The organism is Thermaerobacter composti (genome assembly GCF_033582035.1).
GTDB classification, from domain to species: Bacteria; Bacillota; Sulfobacillia; order Thermaerobacterales; family Thermaerobacteraceae; genus Thermaerobacter; species Thermaerobacter composti.
The window spans coordinates 1,417,593-1,439,357 of record NZ_CP132508.1 but is presented as its reverse complement, the minus strand read 5'-3'; the positions used below and the strand labels follow the sequence as shown (position 1 = coordinate 1,439,357).

The 21,765-nt window shown below is 77.4% G+C and carries 17 protein-coding genes and 1 pseudogene; all 18 read left to right on the top strand.

Annotated elements, in window-relative coordinates:
• The first annotated feature begins 19 nt into the window (after positions 1-19).
• Positions 20-1,540, top strand: a complete 1,521-nt coding sequence (locus tag Q5761_RS05730; protein ID WP_318751518.1) for a M20 family metallopeptidase — start codon at positions 20-22, stop codon at positions 1,538-1,540.
• 401 nt (positions 1,541-1,941) lie between these two features.
• Complete coding sequence (locus Q5761_RS05725; protein WP_135225462.1) at positions 1,942-2,874, top strand: NAD(+)/NADH kinase; 933 nt, start codon at positions 1,942-1,944, stop codon at positions 2,872-2,874.
• Entirely contained in the window at positions 2,871-3,317 is a 447-nt protein-coding gene (gene argR / locus Q5761_RS05720) for an arginine repressor (RefSeq protein WP_135225461.1), read from the top strand. Before Q5761_RS05725 ends, argR begins: the two co-directional genes overlap by 4 nt.
• 42 nt (positions 3,318-3,359) lie before the next feature.
• The gene (gene recN / locus Q5761_RS05715; protein WP_318751517.1) at positions 3,360-5,090 is read left to right on the top strand and encodes a DNA repair protein RecN; all 1,731 of its coding nucleotides are present in this window, start codon (positions 3,360-3,362) and stop codon (positions 5,088-5,090) included.
• A gap of 58 nt (positions 5,091-5,148) precedes the next feature.
• Positions 5,149-6,783: pseudogene (gene spoIVB / locus Q5761_RS05710) on the top strand (SpoIVB peptidase); the annotation flags it as partial.
• Between the two features lie 312 nt (positions 6,784-7,095).
• Positions 7,096-7,908 (top strand): sporulation transcription factor Spo0A, encoded by an 813-nt coding sequence (spo0A, locus tag Q5761_RS05705; RefSeq protein WP_318751620.1) that lies wholly within the window; start codon positions 7,096-7,098, stop codon positions 7,906-7,908.
• Positions 7,909-8,223: 315 nt separating this feature from the next.
• Complete coding sequence (gene steA, locus Q5761_RS05700) at positions 8,224-9,345, top strand: putative cytokinetic ring protein SteA (protein ID WP_318751516.1); 1,122 nt, start codon at positions 8,224-8,226, stop codon at positions 9,343-9,345.
• A gap of 219 nt (positions 9,346-9,564) precedes the next feature.
• Positions 9,565-10,437, top strand: coding sequence for a copper transporter (locus tag Q5761_RS05695; protein ID WP_318751515.1), 873 nt, complete (start codon positions 9,565-9,567; stop codon positions 10,435-10,437).
• Positions 10,438-10,565: 128 nt separating this feature from the next.
• A complete protein-coding gene (locus tag Q5761_RS05690) occupies positions 10,566-11,261 on the top strand; it encodes a glycosyltransferase family 2 protein (RefSeq protein ID WP_318751514.1) in 696 nt (231 codons plus the stop codon).
• Positions 11,258-12,286 (top strand): hypothetical protein, encoded by a 1,029-nt coding sequence (locus tag Q5761_RS05685; RefSeq protein WP_318751513.1) that lies wholly within the window; start codon positions 11,258-11,260, stop codon positions 12,284-12,286. Before Q5761_RS05690 ends, Q5761_RS05685 begins: the two co-directional genes overlap by 4 nt.
• Positions 12,287-12,512: 226 nt before the next feature.
• Positions 12,513-13,619: a Glu/Leu/Phe/Val dehydrogenase dimerization domain-containing protein gene (locus tag Q5761_RS05680; RefSeq protein WP_318751619.1), complete on the top strand. Its 1,107-nt coding sequence runs from the start codon at positions 12,513-12,515 to the stop codon at positions 13,617-13,619.
• Between the two features lie 33 nt (positions 13,620-13,652).
• Positions 13,653-14,726 (top strand): Glu/Leu/Phe/Val dehydrogenase dimerization domain-containing protein, encoded by a 1,074-nt coding sequence (locus Q5761_RS05675; RefSeq protein WP_318751512.1) that lies wholly within the window; start codon positions 13,653-13,655, stop codon positions 14,724-14,726.
• A 152-nt stretch (positions 14,727-14,878) separates the two neighbouring features.
• A complete protein-coding gene (locus Q5761_RS05670; protein WP_318751511.1) occupies positions 14,879-15,943 on the top strand; it encodes a hypothetical protein in 1,065 nt (354 codons plus the stop codon).
• A gap of 75 nt (positions 15,944-16,018) precedes the next feature.
• On the top strand, positions 16,019-17,077 hold the full coding sequence (locus Q5761_RS05665; protein WP_318751510.1) for a DUF3866 family protein: 1,059 nt from the start codon (positions 16,019-16,021) through the stop codon (positions 17,075-17,077).
• Positions 17,078-17,637: 560 nt separating this feature from the next.
• Positions 17,638-18,255 (top strand): NUDIX hydrolase, encoded by a 618-nt coding sequence (locus Q5761_RS05660; protein ID WP_135225454.1) that lies wholly within the window; start codon positions 17,638-17,640, stop codon positions 18,253-18,255.
• A 73-nt stretch (positions 18,256-18,328) separates the two neighbouring features.
• The gene (locus Q5761_RS05655; protein ID WP_318751509.1) at positions 18,329-19,009 is read left to right on the top strand and encodes a stage II sporulation protein M; all 681 of its coding nucleotides are present in this window, start codon (positions 18,329-18,331) and stop codon (positions 19,007-19,009) included.
• Positions 19,010-19,077: 68 nt separating this feature from the next.
• On the top strand, positions 19,078-20,463 hold the full coding sequence (gene ald / locus Q5761_RS05650; RefSeq protein ID WP_371413465.1) for an alanine dehydrogenase: 1,386 nt from the start codon (positions 19,078-19,080) through the stop codon (positions 20,461-20,463).
• Between the two features lie 294 nt (positions 20,464-20,757).
• A complete protein-coding gene (gene xerD / locus Q5761_RS05645; RefSeq protein WP_318751508.1) occupies positions 20,758-21,765 on the top strand; it encodes a site-specific tyrosine recombinase XerD in 1,008 nt (335 codons plus the stop codon).

The window sequence follows — 21,765 nt, the reverse complement described above, 5'->3', positions numbered from 1 at the left end:
CGGAGCGGGTGAGCGACCCATGGTACCGGACATCGCCTCCACGAACGACCCCATGGACGATCCCATGGACGATCCCTCCAGCGCGGACCGCGGCGAGGGGGCCCGCGGGGCGGCGCCCGAGGCGGCCGGCGGGGAGGCGTCGCCGGCGGCGGCCGCAGCCCCGTGGCTCGCCCGGTGGCTGGACGGCCGCCGCGAGGCGATGGTCCGCCTGCTGGAGGCGTTGGTGAACCGCGACTCGCCCAGCGACCACAAGCCCTCGTTGGATGAGGTGGCGACCTTCCTCGAAGGCGAGCTGACCCGACGGGGAGCCTGGGTCGAGCGCGTGCGGCAGCGCGAGGCCGGTGACCACCTGATCGCCCGTTTCTTCCCCGCAGAGGGCGCGGACCCCGCCGGCGGCCGCGACCCCGCCGCGACCCGCGACCCCGGCGGCGCCGCCGCGGCCGGGGACCCCGACGACGGGACGGCGGCCGGCCGCCAGCAGGAGCCGGCAGCCGGTCGCCGGGGGGTGCTGCTCCTCGGCCACTACGACACGGTGTGGCCGCCGGGCGAGGCAGCCCGCCGCCCGTTCCGCCGGGAGGGGGCGCGGGGCTACGGTCCCGGCGCCTTCGACATGAAGGGCGGGATCGTCATCGCCCTGGCGGCCTTGGACGCCCTGGCCGCGCTGGCCAGGGCGCAGGCGGCGCGGGCGACTGCGGCCGGGGCGGCGGAGGCCGGGTCGGCCGGGGCGGCCGGCGGGACGGCCGTCGTCCTCCCGCCGGTGACGCTGCTGCTGACCGCCGACGAGGAGACGGGCAGCCGGACCTCCCGGGCGCTGATCGAGGCGCTGGCCCGCCAGCACCAGGCGGTGCTGGTGCTGGAGCCGGCGGCCGGGGACCGCCTGAAGACGGCGCGCAAGGGGGTGGGCGACTTCCGCCTGGTCGTCGAGGGGCGGGAGGCCCATGCGGGCAACGACCCCGGACGCGGCGTCAGCGCGGTGGAGGAATTGGCGCGGCAGGTGCTGCGGCTCCACGCCCTGACCGATCCCGGACGCGGCACGACGGTGAACGTCGGCGTGGTGCGGGGCGGGCTGCGTCCCAACGTGGTGGCCGGGCGGGCGGAGGCTGCGGTGGACGTGCGCGTGCCCTCCATGGCGGAGGCGCGGCGGCTGGAGGAGCTCTTCCGGCGCTGGGAGCCGGTCCACCCGGCCGCCCGCGTGCGGCTGCTGGGATCGTTCAGCCGACCGCCGATGGAGTTCACCCCCGCCAACCGGGCTCTCTTCCGTCGCGCCAAGGCGGTCGGGAGCTGGCTGGGCATGACCGTGGAGGGCGCGGCCGTGGGCGGCGCCAGCGACGGCAACTTCACCTCGGCGCTGGGGATCCCCACCCTGGACGGGCTGGGCGCCGTCGGCGACGGGGCCCATGCGCCGGACGAACACGTGGACCTGGACGCCCTCCCGCGCCGGGCGGCGCTGCTGGCGGCGCTGGTGCTCGATCTCGGGGTACGGCCGCTGGACGATCCGTCCGGCGACCCGGGCGGCGACGGGAAGGCCGTCGCGCCGTGAAGGCGCGCCGTCGAGGCGGGGGATCGGATCGGGGGATGCGCCCGCGACCCGGCGCTCGGCGGTGTCGCCACCCGGCCGCGCCGGCCGATGGCGGCCTGTGAGCCGACCGGTGGCGCTGGGCGTCGCCGACCGGTGGGTGGGCCTCGGCGGCGGCTTGGCCGGGCAGGGGCGCGAAGACGAAAATAGAGGCGGCCGTCCGCGCGGCGCCCGACGGCCCGTCCCGACCGGGCCGCCGCGCCTCGTCGCGCGGCGGCCCCTGCGGACCCCGCGGGGCGGGGAGTCCCCGGGACGCGCGGGCGGGTGCCGTGTCCGAGCCCGGTGGGAACGTCGCCCAGTGGGGGCGGTGGGCGCCGACGGGAGCGGCTTGTGGGGACGGGTGGCGCAGACGGGAACGGGTGACGATGGGATACCATGGAGATCGCCAGGGGACGAACCCGGCCGCCGAGGGGTCGGCGGTGGAGGCGCCGGGGCCCGGCGCCGGCGGGACGCAGGCCGCCGGCGGCGAACCCGTGGAGTGGGTGGCGGTGGTGGCCACCAAGCCGAGCGGGCAGGCGCTGGCCCGGCAGCTGGTCCCCTGGCTCGACCGCCGGGGCGTCCGGGTCGTCGACCTCAGTGCGGCCGAGGGCCCGCCGCGCCCCCCCGGCCGGTGGCCGCGGGGGCGCGGCCTGGGCCTTTCGCTGGGCGGCGACGGCACCCTGTTGCGGGCGGCGCGCCTGGTGCCGGCGGAGGTGCCGCTCCTCGGGGTGAACCTGGGCCGCGTCGGCTTCCTGACGGAGCTCGGACCCGCGGAGGTCTGGGACGTGCTGCCCGACGTGCTGCGTGGCCGGTTCGTCCTGGACGAGCGGCGCGTCCTCGAGGGGATGGTGGACGGCGAGGCGCTCTGGGCCGTCAACGACCTGGTGGTGCGCAGCGGTGCGACGGCCCGCCTGCTGCGGCTGCGCGTCCGGGTGGACGACCAGCTGGCGGCGGAGGTCGCCGGCGACGGCATCGTCGTGGCGACGGCGACGGGGTCCACCGCCTACGCGCTGGCGGCCGGCGGGCCCGCCGTCCCGCCGGACCTGGAGTGCCTGGTGGTGGTCCCCCTGAGCGCCTTCACCCTCGCCGTGCGGCCCTTCCTCCTGGCGCCGCAGCGCCACGTGGCGGTGGAGCTGCTGGACGGCGAGGCGGCGGTCACCGCCGACGGCCAGGAGACGCGGCCGCTGTCGGCCGGGGGCGTCCTCCGCGCCGGCCTCGGCCGGCGCAGGCTGCGCCTGGTGCGGCGTCACCCCTGGCCCTTCTACGAGGTCATGCGGGCCAAGCTGTTCACCCCGCCCGAAGGAGGGGGGCGCCGGTGAAGTCCAAGCGGCAGCGCCTGATCCTGGAGATCATCCAGGCGCGGCCCATCGAGACCCAGGAGGAGCTGGTGCGCGAGCTGGAGCGCCGCGGCATGCCGGCGACCCAGGCGACGGTCTCGCGGGACATCAAGGAGCTCGGCCTGATCAAGACACCCACCGGCGACGGCCGATACTGCTATGCCCTGCCCGACGCCGCGCCCGGGGGCCGGGAGCGGCTGCGGCGCCTGTTCCGCGAGTCCCTGCTGGACATCGACACCAGCGAGAACCTGGTGGTGGTCAAGACGCTGCGGGGCACGGCGGCGGCGGCGGGGGAGGCCATCGACCAGCTGGGCTGGCCGGAGATCGTCGGCACCGTGGCCGGCGACAACACCGTCCTGGTCGTGGTGCGGTCGCGGGAGGTCGCTCCCCTGGTGGCCGACCGCTTCCGCGAGCTGGCCCGGTGAGCGGTGGTGGCGCTGCGAACGCGAGAGCAGGGGGGCAACCGGGTGCTGGCGGAACTGGTGATCGAGAACATCGCCCTGATCGACGAGGCCCGCGTGGCGTTCGGCCCGGGCCTGAACCTGCTCACGGGCGAGACCGGCGCCGGCAAGTCCATCCTCATCGACGCGCTGGGGCTGGCCCTGGGGGAGCGGGCCAGCCCGGACCGGGTGCGGGAAGGGGCGACGGCGGGCCGGGTGGATGCGGTGTTCGTCCTCGACCCCGGTCCGCCGGCTGGGCTGCAGGCGCTCCTGGCCGCGGCCGGGCTGGAGCCCGACGAGGACGGGCGGCTGATCCTGAGCCGGGAGATCACCCGGGCCGGCCGCAGCGCGGCCCGCATCAACGGGCGGCCGGTGACCACCGCCCTGCTGCGCCGGGTGGGGGCGCACCTGGTCGAGATCCACGGCCAGGGCGACAACCAGGCGCTGCTCGATCCGGAGCAGCAGCTGGAGTGGCTGGACGCCCTGGCGGGAGCGGACGTGGCCCGCCTGCGGGCGCAGCTGGCCGAGCGCGTCGCCGCCCTGCGCCAGGTGGGCGCGCGCCTGCAGGCGCTGGTGGCGGATCCTCGCCAGCGCGAGCGGGAGCTGGACCTGCTGCGCTTCCAGCGCGACGAGATCGACGGCGCGCGGCTGACGCCCGGCGAGGAGGAGGAGCTGACCGCCCGGCGGCGTCTGCTGGCGGGGGCCGAGCGCCTCGCCCAGCAGCTTGGCGCGGCGTACGAGGAGCTCTACGCCGCCGGCTCGTCGGCGGCAGACCGGTTGGCCACCGCCGCCCGGGCGCTGGAGGAGGCGGCGGCCGTCGACCCCAGCCTGCAGGACCTGGCCCGGCGGGTGCGCGGGTTGGAGTACGAGGTGGAGGAGGCCGCCCGCGACGTGCGGGCCCGCGCCGACACGGTGGAACACGATCCGGCGGCCCTCGCCCAGGTGGAGGAGCGGCTAGCCCAGCTGCAGGACCTCAAGCGCAAGTACGGCGAGACGGTGGAGGAGATCCTGGCGTACCGGGAGCAGGTGGCGCAGCGCATCGCCGAGCTCGAAGACGCCGCGCAACGGGCGGCGGCGCTGGAGGCCGAGCGACGGCGGCTGTTGGAGGAGTGCGGCCGGCTGGCGCGCCGCCTGCACGAGGCCCGTCGCCGGGCGGCGGAACGGTTGGCCCGGGAGCTCCGCCCCATCCTGGCGAGCCTCGGCATGCCCGGCGCCGGCCTCTCCGTCGCCTTCCGCACCGTGCCCGACCCCGACGGCGTGCCGTGGGAGGACGGGTCGGTCCGCCTCACCGAGCGGGGCGTCGATCGGGTGGAGTTCCTCCTGGCCGCCAATCCGGGCGAGCCGCCGCGGCCGCTGGCCCGGGCGGCGTCGGGCGGCGAGCGCTCGCGGGTCATGTTGGCGCTCCGCAGCCTGCACGTGGCCGCAGGGGACGTGCCCACCGTCGTCTTCGACGAGGTCGACGCCGGCGTGGGCGGCGAGACGGCGTGGGCCGTCGGCCAGCGCCTGGCGCGGCTGGCGGAGCACCGCCAGGTGTTGTGCGTCACCCACCTGGCCCCCATCAGCGCGCTGGCGGATCGGCACCTGGCCGTGCACAAGGAGACCCGCGGCGGCCGCACCCGCACCCGCATCCGACCACTGACGGGCGAAGAGCGGCTGCGCGAGCTGGCGCGCATGCTGGGTACCGGCGTCGGCGAACAGGGGACCGACGCCGCGCGGCTGTTGCTCGAACGCGCCCGCGCCATGCGGCGCGCGGGCTAGGGCGTGCCCGCCGCCCTGACGCCGGGGTCGCGCGGCGACGCCGCCGTCGTCCCGCACCATGCGGCGCGACGGCGCGGGCCTGCCCGGGGCCCTTCATCGCTCCCTCCCGTCCCTCCGCCATCCCCATCCTGTCGCCGGCGGCACCCATCGCCGGCCGGGCTGCGCGTGGCTCCGCGCCCGGCCCGGGGGTGGCAGCGCGGGCGGTTGGCTGCCACGCCTTGAAGCCTTTCTGCAACATCCCGCGACCCGAAGGTCCCGAAACTACCCCTGGGCGGGCACCCGGGCGAGGGGTCGTCCGCGGACGAGGGCCCGCGCGCCCGCCGCTCGCCGCCGCCCCTTGACAAGCCGGCGCCATGCGGCCATGGCGGTCCGGGCCGCCGGGGTCGAGCCGGCGGGATCGGCCCGGCGGGACCGGAGCGCTGGGGGAGGAGCCCGGCCGCGCGCGGGGACGGGGTCCCTCCACGCGAAGGAGGGGATGCCCGTGGATCCAGCGCGTGCCCGGAGGGCCAAGGTCCGGGCCGGGACCCTCGCGCTCCTGGCCGCCTCGACCCTGGTGCTGCTGGTCCGCTGGCAGGTGGCGATTCCCGACCGCGTGCGGCTCGCGCCCGAGGCGGTCCGGCGGCTCGGACCGGGTCTGCCGGTGCCCGTGGCGGTGCGGACGGACCCGCCCGGCGTGATCGAGGTCGACGGGCAGGGAGAGGGGACGGCCCGGTTGCCCCTGAGCCTGGCGGCCCGTCGCCCCGGCGTGGCGCGCGTGGAGCTCAGCCTCTTCGGCTGGATGCCCCTGCGCCCCGTCACGGTGGAGGTGGTCCCCCGGGTCGAGGTGATCCCCGGCGGCCAGGCGGTGGGGGTGATGGTTCGCGCCCGCGGGGTCCTGGTGGTCGACTACGCGCCGGTGCCGCTGGACGACGGGCGCACGGCGGACCCGGCCCGCCAGGCGGGGATCGAGCCCGGCGACCTGATCCTCCGCATCAACGGCGAAGCCGTGGACAGCGACGCGGAGGCCGTTGCGCTGATCGACGCGGCCGGTCGGCAGGGGAAGCCGGTGGAGCTGGAGGTCCAACGGGGCCAGCGGGTGTTCCGCCGCAGTCTGCAGCCGGTGTACAACCGGGACCAGCAGCGGTACGCCATCGGCGTGTGGGTGCGCGACCGGGCGGCGGGGGTCGGGACCCTCACCTTCTACGATCCGGCCAGCGGTCGCTACGCGGCCCTCGGCCACGGGGTGGCGGACCCGGAGACCCGGGTGGCGCTGCCGGTGGAGTCGGGCCAGATCCTACCCGCCCGGATCACCGCCGTCGAGCCGTCGCGCCGAGGCCACCCCGGCGAGAAGATCGGGGTGGTGGCGCCGGGGGCCCCGGCCCTGGGCACCATCGAGCGCAACACGCCGGTGGGCATCACGGGACGGCTCCTGGTCGAACCGCGCCCCGGCCCCTGGCCCCGGCCCGTGCCGGTGGCCACGGCCTCCGAGGTGCGGCCCGGACCCGCCCAGATCGTGACGGTGGTGGAGGGGGAGAGGCCCGAGGTCTTCGATGTCGAGATCCAGCGGGTGACGGCGTCCGGCGACGGGCGCGACCTGGTGATCCGGGTGACCGATCCCGGGCTGCTGGCCCGGACCGGCGGGATCGTCCAGGGCATGAGCGGCAGCCCGATCCTCCAGGACGGCCGGTTGGTGGGCGCGGTGACCCACGTGTTCGTGAACGACGCCACCCGCGGCTACGGCGTCCTGGCGGAGCGCATGGTGGAGGCGGCCGGGCTGGTCGAACCGGCGTCCGCCGCCGCGGGATCCCATGGCGGCCGGGGCCCCTCAGGGCCCCGGCCGCGGCGTTCCCCCGAAACCCTGGGCCTCCGGCGAAGCCTATTCCCAGGATGCCGCATCGCGGCGAATCCATGCCGTCCGCGTGTCGGAATGCGTCGACGAGTTTTCCTGGCGGAACGGCAGGAGTTGTCATCGGGCCCGCCAAAGACGATGGGGGATCCCCGGGGAGCAAAGGAGGCATCTAAGCGCATGGTGCAGGCCGCAGGCGCCGTTGCCGAGCCCGTCCCCGCCGCCTCGGCGACTTCGATCCGCGTCCTCATCGCCGACGACAACCGGGAGTTCTGCGAGCTCCTGGCCGCCTACCTGGAGAAGCAGGGCGACATGGAGCTCGTGGGGGTCGCCCACGACGGCCAGGAGGTGATCGAGCGCATCCAGGCCGTCCAGCCCGACGTGGTCCTGTTGGATGTGATCATGCCGCACCTGGACGGCATCGGCGTGCTGGAGACCCTGGCCGCCATGGACCTGCCGCGCCGCCCACGGGTGGTGATGCTGACCGCCTTCGGCCAGGAGGCCGTCAGCCGCCGGGTGGCCGAGCTCGGCGCCAGCTACTTCGTGCTCAAGCCCTTCGACCTGGAGGTGCTGGCCGAGCGCATCCGCCAGGTGGCCGGCTCGCCCGCCCGCCCTGCCCGCCGTAGCCCCCTCAGCGCGCGCGATCGCAACCTGGAGGTGGAGGTGACGAACCTGCTCCACCAGATCGGCATCCCCGCCCACATCAAGGGCTACCTCTACCTGCGGGAGGCGATCCTGCGCGTCGTCCACCGGGTGGAGCTCCTGGGGGCGGTGACCAAGGAGCTCTACCCCTCCATCGCCCTGAAGTACGACACCACGCCGAGCCGCGTGGAGCGGGCGATCCGCCATGCCATCGAGGTGGCGTGGAACCGCGGCAACCTGGAGGTGGTCCATCGCCTGTTCGGCCACACGGTCCACGCGGACCGCGGCAAGCCCACCAACTCCGAGTTCATCGCCATGGTGGCGGACCGCCTGCGCATGGACATGAAGTAGCCCCAGGAGGCAGGCAGGGCTCCGCGGGGACAGGAAGGCACGGCGGTCCGGGAAGGCGACAGGGCGGCGGCCGGCAGGCCGCCCCGAGGCCCCCCGGCGCGCGGTCGGCGCGCCGGGGGGCCTCGCGCTTCGGGGCGGGCCGCTGGTCGTCCATCGTCTGGCGCGTAGCCTTCCGCGGATTTGGAAATCTTCTCATCCGGAGGCGGAACCGCCGTCCGGTCCGAGGCGGAACCGCCGCTCGGCCCGGGGCCCCGCCCGGCGGTTCGTCCGCCGGCCGGAGCGGCCCGGCGCCCCGGGCGGCGGAGGGGTGGGAGCGTGCGCGTGACCGGCACGGCGCGGGTCGACCGCCGCACCAAGCGGCTGGTGCGGCGCCTGCGTCCGGGCGACATCGCCGTGGTGGCCCATCGCGACATGGACGAGGTGGCGGCGCGCTCGCTGATCGACGCGGGCGTCCGCGCGGTGCTCAACGCGGACGAGACCCTGTCGGGTCGCTATCCCGCCGCGGGTGCGGCCTGCCTGCTGGAGGCCGGCATCCCGGTGGTGGACGGGCTGGGCGAGGCCCTGCTCGCGCAGGTACAGGACGGGGACCCCCTCTGGGTCGAGGACGGCGCGGTGGGGTGCGGCGAGCGCGTCATCGCCTGCGGCACGCCCCTCACGCGCCAGCGGCTGGAGGAGCGGCTGGCCGCCGCCCAGGCCAACCTGGACCGCGAGCTGGCCCGGTTCCTGGAGAACACCCTGGAGTGGGCCCGGCGGGAACGGGATCTGATCCTGGATCGCTGGGAGCCGCCGCCGCTGCGCACCCGCATGGCGGGCCGGCCCGTCCTGCTGGTGGCGCGGGGGCCGTCGTACCGGGACGACCTGGCCGCCATCCGACCGTACATCGACGAGGTGCGGCCGGTGCTGGTGGGCATCGACGGCGGCGCCGACGCCCTCCTGGCCGAGGGGTACCGGCCGGACCTGATCATCGGCGACATGGACAGCGTCTCCGACCGGGCGCTGGCCTGCGGCGCCGAGCTGGTGGTCCACGCCTACCCCGACGGTCGGGCGCCGGGCGAGGCGCGGCTGCGCGCCCTCGGTCTGCCGGCGGTGCGCTTCGCGGCCCCCGGGACCAGCGAGGACGCGGCGATGCTCTTGGCCTACCAGGCGGGGGCGGACCTGCTGGTGGCCGTCGGCTCCCACACGAACCTGGTGGACTTCCTGGACAAGGGGCGCCCCGGCATGGCCAGCACCCTGCTGGTGCGGCTCAAGGTCGGCACCCGCCTGGTGGACGCCAAGGGCGTCAGCCGCCTGTATCGGTCGCGCGTGACGGGGCGCCACCTGGTCCACCTGCTGGTGGCCGCCCTGGTGCCCGTGGCGGCCGTGGTCGCCGCATCCCCCTGGCTGCGCACGTGGGTGGAGCTGCTGTGGCTGCACGCGCGGGTGGCCCTGGGGTGGTGAGCCGCCGCGGTCCCGGGGTCGTCGTCGGGCGCAGAGCGCTCCGCACCCCGCCGCGATGGCCGTCGCCACAGCTTGCGGTGACGCGGCGGCCCCCGGCCGGAGAGCGCGCCGCACCCACGGCAGCCGACGGGCGGTGCCGCCGCCCAAGGGACCCCGGCAGCCGACGGGCGGTGCCGCCGCCCAAGGGACCCCGGCAGCCGGCAGCGAGGAGGCGTGGTCGTGGGACGCGCAGGCCCCCTCGGGCTTCGCTATCATCTGGTGACCCTGGTGGCGGTGTTCCTCGCCCTGGGCGTCGGCATCCTCATCGGCGCGGGGTTGCTCGACGACCGCACCCTGCTGGAGCGCCAGCAGGCCCTGATCCGGGCCCTGCAACGGGACTTCGCCACCCTGCGCCAGGACACCGCCCACCTGCGCAGCGAGAACCGGCGGCTCAGCGCCGAGCTGGCCCGCTACGGCCAGGCCCAGCAGGCCCTGGCCTCGCTGGCGGTCGAGGGGCGCCTCAGCGGCCGACGGGTGGCCGTGGTCGTGCTCGGCGACCCCGATGCCCCCCTGGCCCGGGACGCCGCCCGCCTGTTGCAGGCGGCGGCGGCGCGACCCGGGCCGCGGCTCGCCGTCGACCCCGGCCTGGCCCGGCTGTCCGGCCCCTGGCCGGAGGTGGCGGCCGCCGCCCTGGGGATGCCCGGCGCCGATCCGGGACGTCTGGCGCAGGGCGTGGCCCAGGCGCTGGTGGCGGCCCTGACGCTCCCCGCGGGGGCGGACGCCCCCGCCGGGGTGGAGGGCCTGGCCGCGGTGGGCGGGCTGACCTGGCAGCCGGCGCCGGGGGACGGGCCGCCCCGGCCCGACGCGGTGATCCTGATCCACGCCGCCGGCGGAGGGTCGGAGGCGATCCTGGCCCCCCTGCTGGACGCCCTGGAGGGCGCCGGGCTGACCGTGGTCGGCCTCGCCCCGCCCAGATCCGGCCGGACGGAAGCCTACGCCCGGACGGGCGTGCCGCTGGTGGAAGCCGGCTCGGCCGCCGATCAGGTCACCCTGATCCTCACCCTGGCGGGCCAGGGGGAGCGGCTCCAGGGGCTGGAGGGCGACGGGTCGTGAGGCCCGCGGACGGCCGGCGCGGCGCTCCGAGGGCGCCCGCCAGCCCAGGCGGGCGGCCATCCGCCGCGGGCGCCGGCGCCCGCCGGGTGCCCGCCGGCGGGCCGACCGCCGCCGGCGGTCGGCCGGCGGTGGAGGCCGTGATCCCGGCCCACAACGAGGCGGCGACCGTGGCCGCCACGGTCCGCGCCCTGGCGGCGTGCCCTCACCTGGGTCGCATCTGGGTGGTGGACGACGGCTCGACGGACGGCACGGCCGCCGCCGCCCGCGCCGCGGGCGCCGAGGTGGTCCGCCTGCCGCGGCGGGGCGGCAAGGCCCGCGCCCTGCTGGCGGGGGCGACCCACACCACGGCGCCGTGGCTGCTGTTCGCCGACGCGGACCTGGGCGGCTCCGCCGGCCAGCTGGCGCGGCTGGTGGACCTCGCCCTGGCGGGTCGCGGCGACATGCTGATCGCCGCGCCGCCCCGCCGCCCCGGCCGCCGGGGGTTCGGCGCCGCCGTCGGCCTCGCCCGCTGGGGCGTGGAACGCCTGGCGGGGCGGCGCCTGGAGGCTCCCCTCTCGGGCCAGCGCGTCTTGCGGCGCGACGTGCTGGCCTGCCTCGATCCCGTGCCCCCGGGCTGGGGCATCGAGGTGGCCCTCACCGTGGCCGCGCTGCGCGCGGGTCTCGAGGTGGTCGAGGTCCCCCTGGCCATCGAGCACCGCGTCACCGGATGGCACCTCGCCGACCTGGCCCACCGTGGTCGACAGCTGGGCCACATCGCCTGGACCCTGGCCGCCTACGCGCGTCGCCGCGAGGCGGGGACGCCTTGGGGGGTGGCGGCGCGGTGACCGCGGGCGGCGTGGCGGTGCTGGCGGTGGCGGTGGCGGCGGCGACGGCGGCGCTGGCGGCCGCCGTCGCCCCGCGGCTGGCGCAGGCGGGGCTGGTCCGGTCCAACTACCGCGGCGCTCCGGTGACCACCGGCCTTGGCGTCGCCCTGGTGGCGGGGCCGCTGGTGACCGCCGCCCTGGGCGCGTGGCTCTCCCCGGCGGCGCCGGCAACCTCCCTGGCCGTCGGCCCCCCGCCCCTCGCCGTGGCGTGGACCCCGGCGGCGCCCGGCGCGGCGGGCCCGGCGGGCGGTGCGGGCGGCCTGTCCGCGGAAGCGGCCCCGGCGCACCGGGACGTCCCGCCGCCCGCAGGCCCGGCGGGCGGCCTGCCGCCCGGCCTGGCGCACCTCTTCGGCCCCGCGCCGACGCTCCTCGGCCTGGTGGCCGCCACGACCCTGGTCGGCCTGATCGACGACCTCTGGGACGAACCGGTCCGCGGTTGGCGCGGCCACCTGGGGGCTGGGCGCGGGTGGACCGGCGGCCGGCTGAAGCTGTTGGCCGTCCCCCTGCTGGCGTGGGTTCTCGTGCCGACCCGGGGGTGGGTGCCTCGCCTCCTGGCGGCGGCCCTGGTCGCGGCGGCCGCCAACGGCATGAACCTCCTGGATCGACGGCCGGGACGCGCCCTCAAGGCGTTCTTCACGGCGTGGCTCCTCATGGCCGCCGCCCTCCCCCCCGGGGCGCTGGCGCTCCTGCCCCTGGCCCTAGCCGCCCTGGTGCTGCTGGGGCCCGACCTGGAGGAGCGGGCCATGCTGGGCGACGCCGGCAGCAACGCTCTGGGGGCCGCCCTGGGCTGGGCCCTGGTCGCCTTCGCCCCACCCGTCGCCCACGGCCTCGCCCTGGCGGGGCTCGTGGTCCTGCACGCCATCGCCGAGTTCCTCCCCTTGAGCCGGCTCATCGACGCGGTCGGTCCGCTGCGCTGGCTCGACCGCCTCGGCACCCGTCCCCACGCCGCCGCGCCCCGACAGGGATCGCCCTGGGCGAAGGAGTAATTCTGCCAGGGTGGCGCCTGCAACCAGGGACGAACCGGCTGGGCGACGGCGGGACTGCAACGCGGCGGCGTCGGCCTCTGCTCACAGGTGCCCGCGTCCACGGACGAACCGGCTGGGCCACGGCAGTTGCAGGTCCCGGCCGGGCCCGGCGCCGCGGGCCCGCTCCCGCGCCGGGGGCCGGGTCCCGGCGAACCGCCGCGGTGGGAGACGTCACGGGGGGATGCGCGTGTCCATCTTCGCGGCCATGGCGGCCGGCGGCCACCGCCAGCTGGTGTTCTGCCACGATCCGGCGGCGGGGCTGAGGGCCCTCGTGGCCATCCACGACATCACCCTGGGGCCGGGGCTGGGCGGCTGCCGCATGTGGCCGTACGCCACCGAGGCCGAGGCGGTGGCCGATGCCCTCCGGCTCAGCCAGGGGATGACGGCCAAGTCCGCCCTGGCGGGGGTGAACTACGGCGGGGCCAAGGTGGTGATCTGGGGAGACCCCAACCGGGACAAGAGCGAGGTCCTCTTCCGCGCGCTGGGCCGGTTCGTCCACAGCCTGGGCGGCATGGTGGTCACGGGCACCGATGCGGGGACGAACCCGGAGGACTTCGTCGCCGCGCGCCAGGAGACGCCCTACCTGGTCGGCCTGCCGCCGGCCTACGGGGGCAGCGGCGACAGCTCGGAGACCACCGCCTACGGGGTCTTCGTCGGCATCCAGGCCTGCCTCGAGGAGGTGTACGGCGACGGCGACCTCAAGGGCCGCCGGGTCGCGGTCCAGGGGTGCGGCAAGGTGGGCAGCAAGCTGGTCCGGCGGCTGGTCGAGGCCGGTGCCGAGGTGGCGGTGGCCGACGTCGATGCCGCCCGGAGCCGGGCGGTGGCCCGCCGGTACGGCGCGCGGGTGGTGGACCCCGAGGCCATCTACGACGAGCCGTGCGACGTCTTCGCCCCCTGCGCCCTGGGCGGGGTGATCAACGACGCCACCGTCCCCCGCCTGCGCTGCCGCGTGGTCGCGGGGGCGGCCAACAACCAGCTGGCGGAGCCGCGCCACGCGGCGGCCCTCCAGGACCGCGGGATCCTCTACGCGCCGGACTACGTGATCAACGCCGGGGGGCTCATCCAGGTGGCCGACGAGCTGGACGGCTTCGACCGCGACCGGGTGATGCGCCGGACGGCCGCCATCGGCCCCATGCTGCGGGCCATCTTCCGCGTGGCGCGGGAGCGGTCCATCACCACGCTGGAGGCCGCCGAGTGGATGGTGCGCCGGCGGCTGGCCGGGGTGGCGGCCCTGCGCACCGTCTACCGTCCGCAGGGTGGCGGCCCGGCGAACCCGCGGCCGGGCGGCGCCTGACCCGTGCCCTTCCCGGGAGGGGGAGCGAGAGCCTTGGTCTTCGCGAAGATGGAGGCCATGGGCCACGAGCAGGTGGTCTTCTGCTACGACCGCGCCACCGGGCTCAAGGCCATCATCGCGATCCACGACACCACCCTGGGCCCGGCCCTCGGGGGTTGCCGCATGTGGCCGTACGCGTCGGAGGAGGAGGCCCTGGTCGACGCCCTGCGCCTGGCCCGCGGCATGACCTACAAGCACGCCGCCATGGGCCTGAACTTCGGCGGCGGCAAGAGCGTGATCATCGGCGATCCCCGGCGGGACAAGTCGGAGATGCTCTTCCGCGCCTTCGGCCAGTTCGTCGACTCGCTGGGCGGCCGGTACATCACCGCCGAGGACGTGGGCACCGCCGCCGAGGACATGGCGTACGTCGCCATGGAGACCCGCCACGTGGTGGGCCTCCCCGGCCGCAGCGGCGACCCCTCGCCCGCCACCGCCTACGGCGTGTTCCGCGGCATGAAGGCGTGCCTGGGCGAGGCCTTCGGCGACGAGTCCTTCCAGGGCCGGGTGGTGGCGATCCAGGGGCTGGGGCACGTGGGCGCCCAGCTGGCCCGGCTGCTCCACGAGGCCGGCGCCCGCCTGGTGGTGACCGACATCGACCCCGAGCGGGCGCAACGGGTCGCCGCGGAGTTCGGCGCCCAGGTGGTGCCGCCCGACGCCATCTACGACGTGGAGTGCGACGTCTTCGCCCCCTGCGCCCTGGGGGCGATCCTCAACGACGACACCATCCCGCGGCTGCGCTGCCGGATCGTCGCCGGCTCCGCCAACAACCAGCTGGCCGAGCCCCGGCACGGGGAGGAGCTGGCGCGGCGGGGGATCCTCTACGCGCCCGACTACGTGATCAACGGCGGCGGCGTCATCCACGTGGCCGACGAGTACGGGCCGGGCGGCTATGACCGCGACCGGGCCTTCGCCCGCGTGGCGACGATCTACGACAAGGTCAAGGCGATCCTGGCCATGGCCCGGGAGCAGGGGATCACCACGGCGGAGGCCGCCGACCGGCTGGCGGAGCAGCGGATCCGTGCCATCGCCCAGCTGCGCCGCCTGCACATGCCGTCCCGGTCGCCGTAGGCGGCGCCGTCGAGGGCATGGCCCATCCGGCGTCCCGGGCGGGGCGCGGGGTCCGCCGACCACAGGACAGCGGAGGGGGCGGTCCGGGACGCCCCGGACCTGCACCCGTCCCGGAGGTCCGCAGACCACAGGACAGCGGAGGGAGCGTGGGGATGGCGACGGAACCACCGACGCGGGCTGCCGCCCGGACGGACGGCCCGCGACCGAGCCTGGGCGGCCGCGACCGGGGTGGGCGTGCCGCCGTCCGGCCCGCCGTTCGGCGGTCCGACATCGAGGATCTGCTCTCGCGCTTGCCGGGCGTCCTGGCGGTGCGGCTGGCGGTCAACGACTGGGGGGCCATCGAGGCCGTCCACGTGCTGGCCACCGTGGACCGCGGGGCGAAGCAGATCGTCCGCGACATCGAGAGCGCGTTGCAGGCCCGCTTCGGCCTGCGCCTGGACCACAAGAAGGTCAGCGTGGCCCAGGTCCGCGGCCTCGGCCCGTTGCGCGACCCGGTGCGGCCCGAGTTGGCCGGGTTCGTCAGCCAGACCGACGCCGTCACCGGCAAGACCCACATCGAGGTGACCTTCCGCGATCCGCGGGACGAGGCCGCCCGCTGGCAGGGCGCGGCCACCGGGGGCTCGCGCCGCAAGCAGCAGGCCCACACCGCCCTGACGGCCGTGCTGGAGGCCCTGCGGCCGCTGCTGCTGGCCCCCGAGCGCGAGCTGGAGCTGGTGGACTGCGAGCTGGTGACGGTGGGCGGACAGGAGCTGCTGGTGGGGCTCTTCGCCCTCCCGAACCTTCGCACCGGGGAGCCCACGTGGCTGGCCGGCGCGGCCCCCGCAGGCGATGAGCTCGTCGAGGCCGCGGCCCGGGTCTTCCTCGAGGTCTACGAACAGCTGATCGAGCTGCGGGACCGCCGGGTGCGCCAGTCCCCCGTCTACCGGCTGCTGGAGCTGGGCCGCAAGATGCGGGCCCAGATGGCGGCGGAACGGGCGGCGGCCCTGGGGGTGCACGCCGAGGGTCAGGGCGGTGCGGCGGGGACGGGCGCCGGGAGCGGCGCCGGCGCGGCCGCCGGGACGCCGGACGAGGGTCGCGGGGACGGCGGGACCGGGGACGAGGCCCTCGACCTGGAGGCCGGCCAGGAGGCGGCGGTGGCGGCCGACGAGGACGGCGGCGACCCGGAGGTGCAGCTGGGCGAGGCGCCCGGTTCCGGCGGGGACGGGTCGGAGCGGTAGCCGTCGGGTCCGCCGACGGGGCGCGGGCCGCCGCGCAGGGTGCACGCCCGGGCGCGGCGCGGGGAGGTGGACCGGGTGCTCCACGCCCGCTGGGGTCGGGTCGAGCGGGTCCTGGCGGTCGCCGGCGGCCGCCAGGAGCTGCTGGTCCAGGTGGACGGCGAGTGGCGGCGGGCCGTGGCCTACCCCGACCTGGTGGGCACGGCGGCCCCGGGCGACCGCGTGTGGCTCAACACCACCGCCGTCGACCTCGGCCTCGGGACGGGTGGATGGGATCTCGTCATCGCCATCCCCGGCCGCCGACCGCCGCCGGGCCGGGGCGAGGCGATGAAGCTTCGCTACACCCCGCTGCAGGTGCGGGTGCCGGCGGCGGAGGAGGCGCTGGCGCCGCTGCCCGCCGGCCTCGCCGGCATGCCGGTGGTCGCGGTGGAGCTCCACAGCCAGCTGGCGCCGGTGCTCGCCGGCTGGCGTTGGGCCGGCGGCGGGCCGGCCGCGGCCTACGTGATGACCGACGGCGGCGCCCTGCCGGCGGCCGTGAGCCGCCTGGTGGCGCGCTTGCGGGCCCGGGGCTGGGTACAGCGAGTGATCACCGCCGGCCAGGCCTTCGGCGGGGACGACGAGGCGGTCCACCTGGCCTCCGCCCTGCTGGTCGCCCGCGCCCGCGGGGCCGCCATGGCGGTGGTCGGGATGGGTCCCGGCATCCTGGGGACGGGCGAGCCCCTGGGCCACTCGGGCGTGGACCAGGCGTGGGCGCTGACCCTGGCCCACGCCCTGGGAGGGCGTCCCGTCCTGGTGCCCCGCCTCAGCACCGCCGACCGGCGCCCCCGGCACCGCGGGCTGAGCCACCACACCGCGGGCGTGATGGGGGTGCTCGCCGTCCCGGCCTGGCTCGCCCTGCCGCGGCCGTTGCCGGAGGCCGCGGCCGACGCCCTGGGTCGGCTGGCGGCGGCGGCGACGGTGCTGCCGGTGGAGGTGTCCACCGCCGCCGCCTGGCGCTGGTGGTGCCGGGAGGGGCCGGAGACGGCCAGCATGGGCCGCGGGGCGGAGGACGACCCGCCCCTCTTCCAGGCCGCCCTGGCCGCGGGCATCCTGGCGGCGGTGCTGGCGTCCCGGCCGACGGCGCCCGGCGAAGGATAGCGCGCCGGGGGCGCAGTCGGAGCGCGCGGGGGCGTCGGGATGCGTGGGGGCGGCAGGGCGCGCCGGGGCGGCCAGGCCGCGTCGGCCGGTCCGGGTCGGGACGCCCCGGGGGTACCGGGGAGCAAGGGGGGCGGCGGATCGGCGTGGGCGCGGCCGGGTCGGGTCGCGCCGGCCGGGACACGCCGGGGATACCGGGGTGCACCGGGGCGGCGGATCGGCGTGGGGGTAGCCGGGGCGCGCCGGGGTGGCCGCGGCGCGTCGGCGGGTCCGGGGAGCACTTGGGCAGCCGGCACGTGCCGAGGCGGACGGGACGCCTTGCGCCCGCGGGTGGGCCCTGGGACGGCCGGGACGCATCGGCGCGGCCGGGGGCATCTGGGGAGCCGGGGGGTCGTGGGGGGCCCGGGGCGCCCAGCGCCCCGGGCCCCCCACGCGGTGGCGGGGTGCCGCAGGCGTCGCCGGGGTGGACCGTCCGGCGGAGGGGGCGCGGCGGGGCGGGGAGCCCTCGCCCGGGAGGGGCCCCCGGGCGGGGTCTCCCGCACCACGACGGAAGGAGATGGCGCATGGAGAGGCCGCTGCACACGGAGACGGTGTGGACCGGTCGGGTCTTCGACCTCCGGCGGGCGACGGTGCGCCTGGAGGACGGTCGCGAGGCCCAGCGGGAGTGGGTCGAACACCCGGGCAGCGTGGTGATCGCCGCCGTCACCGCGGCCCGCGAGGTGCTGCTGGTCCGGCAGTACCGGCTGCCGGCCGGCCGGGAGCTCTGGGAGCTCCCGGCCGGCCGGCGGGAGCCCGGCGAGGACCCCCTCGCCGGCGCCCGGCGGGAGCTGGAGGAGGAGACGGGGTACCGGGCCCGCACGTGGCGGCTGCTGGCGCGCTGCTTCGCCTCCCCGGGCTACACCAGCGAGCACAAGTGGCTCTTCTTGGCCCAGGACCTGGAGCGCGGCGCCCGCCACCCCGATCCGGACGAGGCCATCGCCGTGCGGGCCGTGCCCCTGGCGGAGGCCATGGCCATGGCCGAGCGGGGGGAGATCCTGGACGCCAAGACCCTGCTGGGGCTCCTGATTCTCGAGCGCGGCGGGCTGCTCGACGAACACGGCGGGCCACTCGACGAAGGCGGCGGGCTGCTCGACGAACGCGGCGGTCCGCCGGGCCACATGGACGGGCCCACCCGCGCATAGGGTGGTACGGACGGGCGGCGGACGCCGACGACCGCCATGGCCGCCCGCGGACCGCGGGGAGGACGCCCCCTCCATGCTGGAATATCTGCGCCGCGCCCTGATGGCCGCCGTCCGCCAGCACCAGGCCGCGCTGGTCCTGGCCGCGGTCGTCCTCACGGCGGGGATCGTCACCGGGGCCCTGCAGGTGGCCCGGCTCGATCCCGCCCAGCAGGCCCAGGTGGGACAATACCTGGACTACCTGATGGCCACCGCCCCCGGCGCCGCGGGGCCGCCCCCGGAGGCCGCGGCGGGGGCCGGCGACCTGGCGGCACCGGGGGCCGGCGCGGCACCCTGGCCAACGATCCTGGGCGGCAACCTGCGCCAGGTGGCGGTCGCCTGGGCGGCGGGTTTCCTGGTCCTCGGACTGCCCGTCGCCCTGGGCGTGCTCTTCCTGCATGGCTACAGCCTGGGCTTCGCGGTGGCGGCCATGACCGCCCACTGGCAGTGGCGCGGCCTCCTGGTGGCCTTGGCCGCCGTCTTCCCCCCCAACCTGCTGCAGCTCCCCGCCCTGGCCCTGGTGGCCGCGGCCGCCACCCGCCTGGCCGTCCAGGTGGCCGCCAGCCGGGTCCGGCGCGATCTGCCCGCGCTGGCCTCGCCGTGGTCGCCGTACCTCGCCCTCGGGGTGCTGGCGACCCTCCTCGCCCTCGGCGCCGCCTGGGTCGAGGTCGCCGTGGCGCCGGCGCTGCTCGGCCTGACCCGGCGCTTGGTCTTCTAGTCTTCTAGCCGCCCCGCCGACTGGTCACACCGCACGGCCGACGGCCATCCCGTGCCCGCGCTGTCGCCTTGCCGGTAGCCCCTGGGTGTGCTACCATCGCGTCGCAGTCCGGCGGCGGAAGGGCCCCGCCGGGCCGGTCCCGCACCGCCGCGTCGGGGACCGCGGCGCCAGGGCCGCCGGAACCGCCGACCGGATCGGGCCGGGTTCGTCCGACGCCGGCACGGCCCGTCGCCCACGGGACCGGGGTTCGGGGGCCGAGGCGCCGGCCCGCGGCCCGACCGCAACGGGGAGGCGTAGCTGGCATGGCCGTCATCGGCGTGCCGCGGGAGATCAAGCGCCACGAGAACCGGGTGGCCCTGACCCCCGCGGGAACCCACGCGCTGGTCCAGGCGGGCCACACCGTGCTGATCGAGCGGGGGGCGGGCGAGGGCAGCGGCTTCCGCGACGAGGATTACGCCGACGCCGGGGCCCAGCTGGTGCCCCACCCCGAGGCCGTCTGGGAGGCCGCCGATCTCGTCCTCAAGGTCAAGGAGCCCTTGCCCGAGGAGTATCGCTTCTTCCGCCCGGGGCTGACGCTCTTCACGTACCTCCACCTGGCCGCCGACGAGGCCCTGACCCGGGCGCTGCTGGACCGCGGGGTGACGGCCATCGCGTACGAGACCGTCCAGCGTGCCGACGGCTCCCTGCCGCTGCTGACGCCCATGAGCGAGGTGGCCGGCCGCATGGCGCCCCAGGTGGGGGCCCACTTCCTCGAGCGGGCCCACGGCGGTCGCGGCGTGCTGCTGGGCGGGGTCCCCGGCGTCCCGCCGGCGGACGTGGTGATCATCGGCGGCGGCACCGTCGGCCGGAACGCGGCCCGCATCGCCCTGGGCCTCGGCGCCCGCGTCACGGTGCTGGACGTCCGGCCCGAGGTCCTGCGCTGGTTCGACGACGTCTACGGCGGCCGGATCACCACCCTGATGTCCAACGAGTACAACATCGCCCACGCGGTGCGGCGGGCCGACCTCTTGATCGGCGCCGTGCTGATCCCCGGCGCCCGGGCGCCGCGGCTGGTCAGCGAGGCGATGGTCCGGTCGATGAAGCCGGGGTCGGTGATCGTCGACGTCGCCGTCGACCAGGGCGGCTCCATCGCCACCATCGACCGGGTGACCACCCACGACGCGCCCACCTACGAGCGGCACGGCGTCGTCCACTACGCCGTGGCCAACATGCCGGGCGCCGTCCCCCGGACGTCGACCCTGGCCCTGACCAATGCCACCCTGCCCTACGTGCTGGACCTCGCCCGCCTGGGGGTGGAGGAGGCCGTGCGCCGCGACCCTGCCCTGGCCCGCGGCGTCAACGCCTACCGCGGTCGCCTGACCCACCGGGCCGTGGCGGAGGCCCACCGCCTGCCCTACACACCCCTGGAGGAAGCGGGCCTCGAGGCGCACCCGGGTGCCGCCGGCGGGCGGTAGGGGTCGGGCTCGGGGGGGCCCCGGGGGGCGGGAGCCCTGGGCCGCGGCGGACAGGGGGCCTGGGCGGCGGCCGCGCCGCCCAGGCCCGGGCCGAAGCGGTGGATGCGGGCGATCCCTCGCCGCCCCGGCCATGGGGATGCGCCAGGCGCGTCGCCCCGGGCGTCCGGTGCCCAGGCGCCCCGGGGATCGAGGGGCGCGCCGGCCGATCCCCCGCGTCGGGCGATGCCGGGGCGATCGGACGGCCCCCGACCCCGGTGGCCCATGCCATCGCAGCAGGCGGGGGGAGGGCGTCCCATGGCGGGACGAGGCGAGGCTGCCGCGGCCGAGCCGCCCGCCGCCGTGTGGGCGGCGGCCATGGCGGAGTACTTGGAGATCCTGCGGGTCGAACGCGGCCTGGCGGCCCATACCCTGGAGGCGTACCGCCGCGACCTGGGCGACTTCGCCGTCTTCGCGGTCGGGCACGGGGCGGACCCGGGGGCCGTGACCCGCAGCCTGGTGATGGCCTACCTGCAGCGCCTGCACCAGGCCGGGCGGGCGCGGGCCACCGTGGCCCGGCGGCTGGCCGCGTTGCGCGGGTTCTTCGCCTACCTGGTCCGGGAGGGGCGGATCGCCCGCGACCCCGTCGAGGGCATGACCTCGCCGCGAGCCGGCCGCCCGCTGCCGCGGGTGATGTCGGTGGAGGAGGTCGAGCGCCTGCTGGAGCTGCCGCGACCGGCCTCGCCCGCCGGGCTGCGCGACCGCGCGGTGCTGGAGCTCCTCTACGCCGCGGGCTTGCGGGTGTCGGAGCTGGTGGGGCTCGACCTGGACGACCTGCTCCTGGACCACGGCCTCGTGCGCTGCCGCGGCAAGGGCGGCAAGGAGCGCGTGGTCCCCGTGGGCGCGCCGGCGGTGGAGGCCGTCCGCGTCTACCTGGAACGCGGCCGCCCCCGGCTCTGCCGCCGCCCCGACCAGCGGGCCCTCTTCCTCAACCACCGCGGCGGGCGCCTGAGCCGCCAGTGGGTGTGGCGGCTCTTGCGGCGAGCCGCGCGCCAGGCGGGCGTGAGCCGGGCCGTGAGCCCCCACACCCTGCGCCACTCCTTCGCCACCCACCTCCTGGCGGGCGGCGCCGACCTGCGGGCGGTGCAGGAACTGCTCGGCCACGCCAGCATCACCACCACGCAGATCTACACCCATCTGACCCGCCACCACCTGCTGGAGGCCTACCTCAGGGCCCACCCGCGGCTGGCGGGGCCGCCGGCGACCCCGCCTGAGGCCGGAACGGCGGCCGCGGGGCCCGGGGCCGGCCCGGAGGGAGGAGGCTGA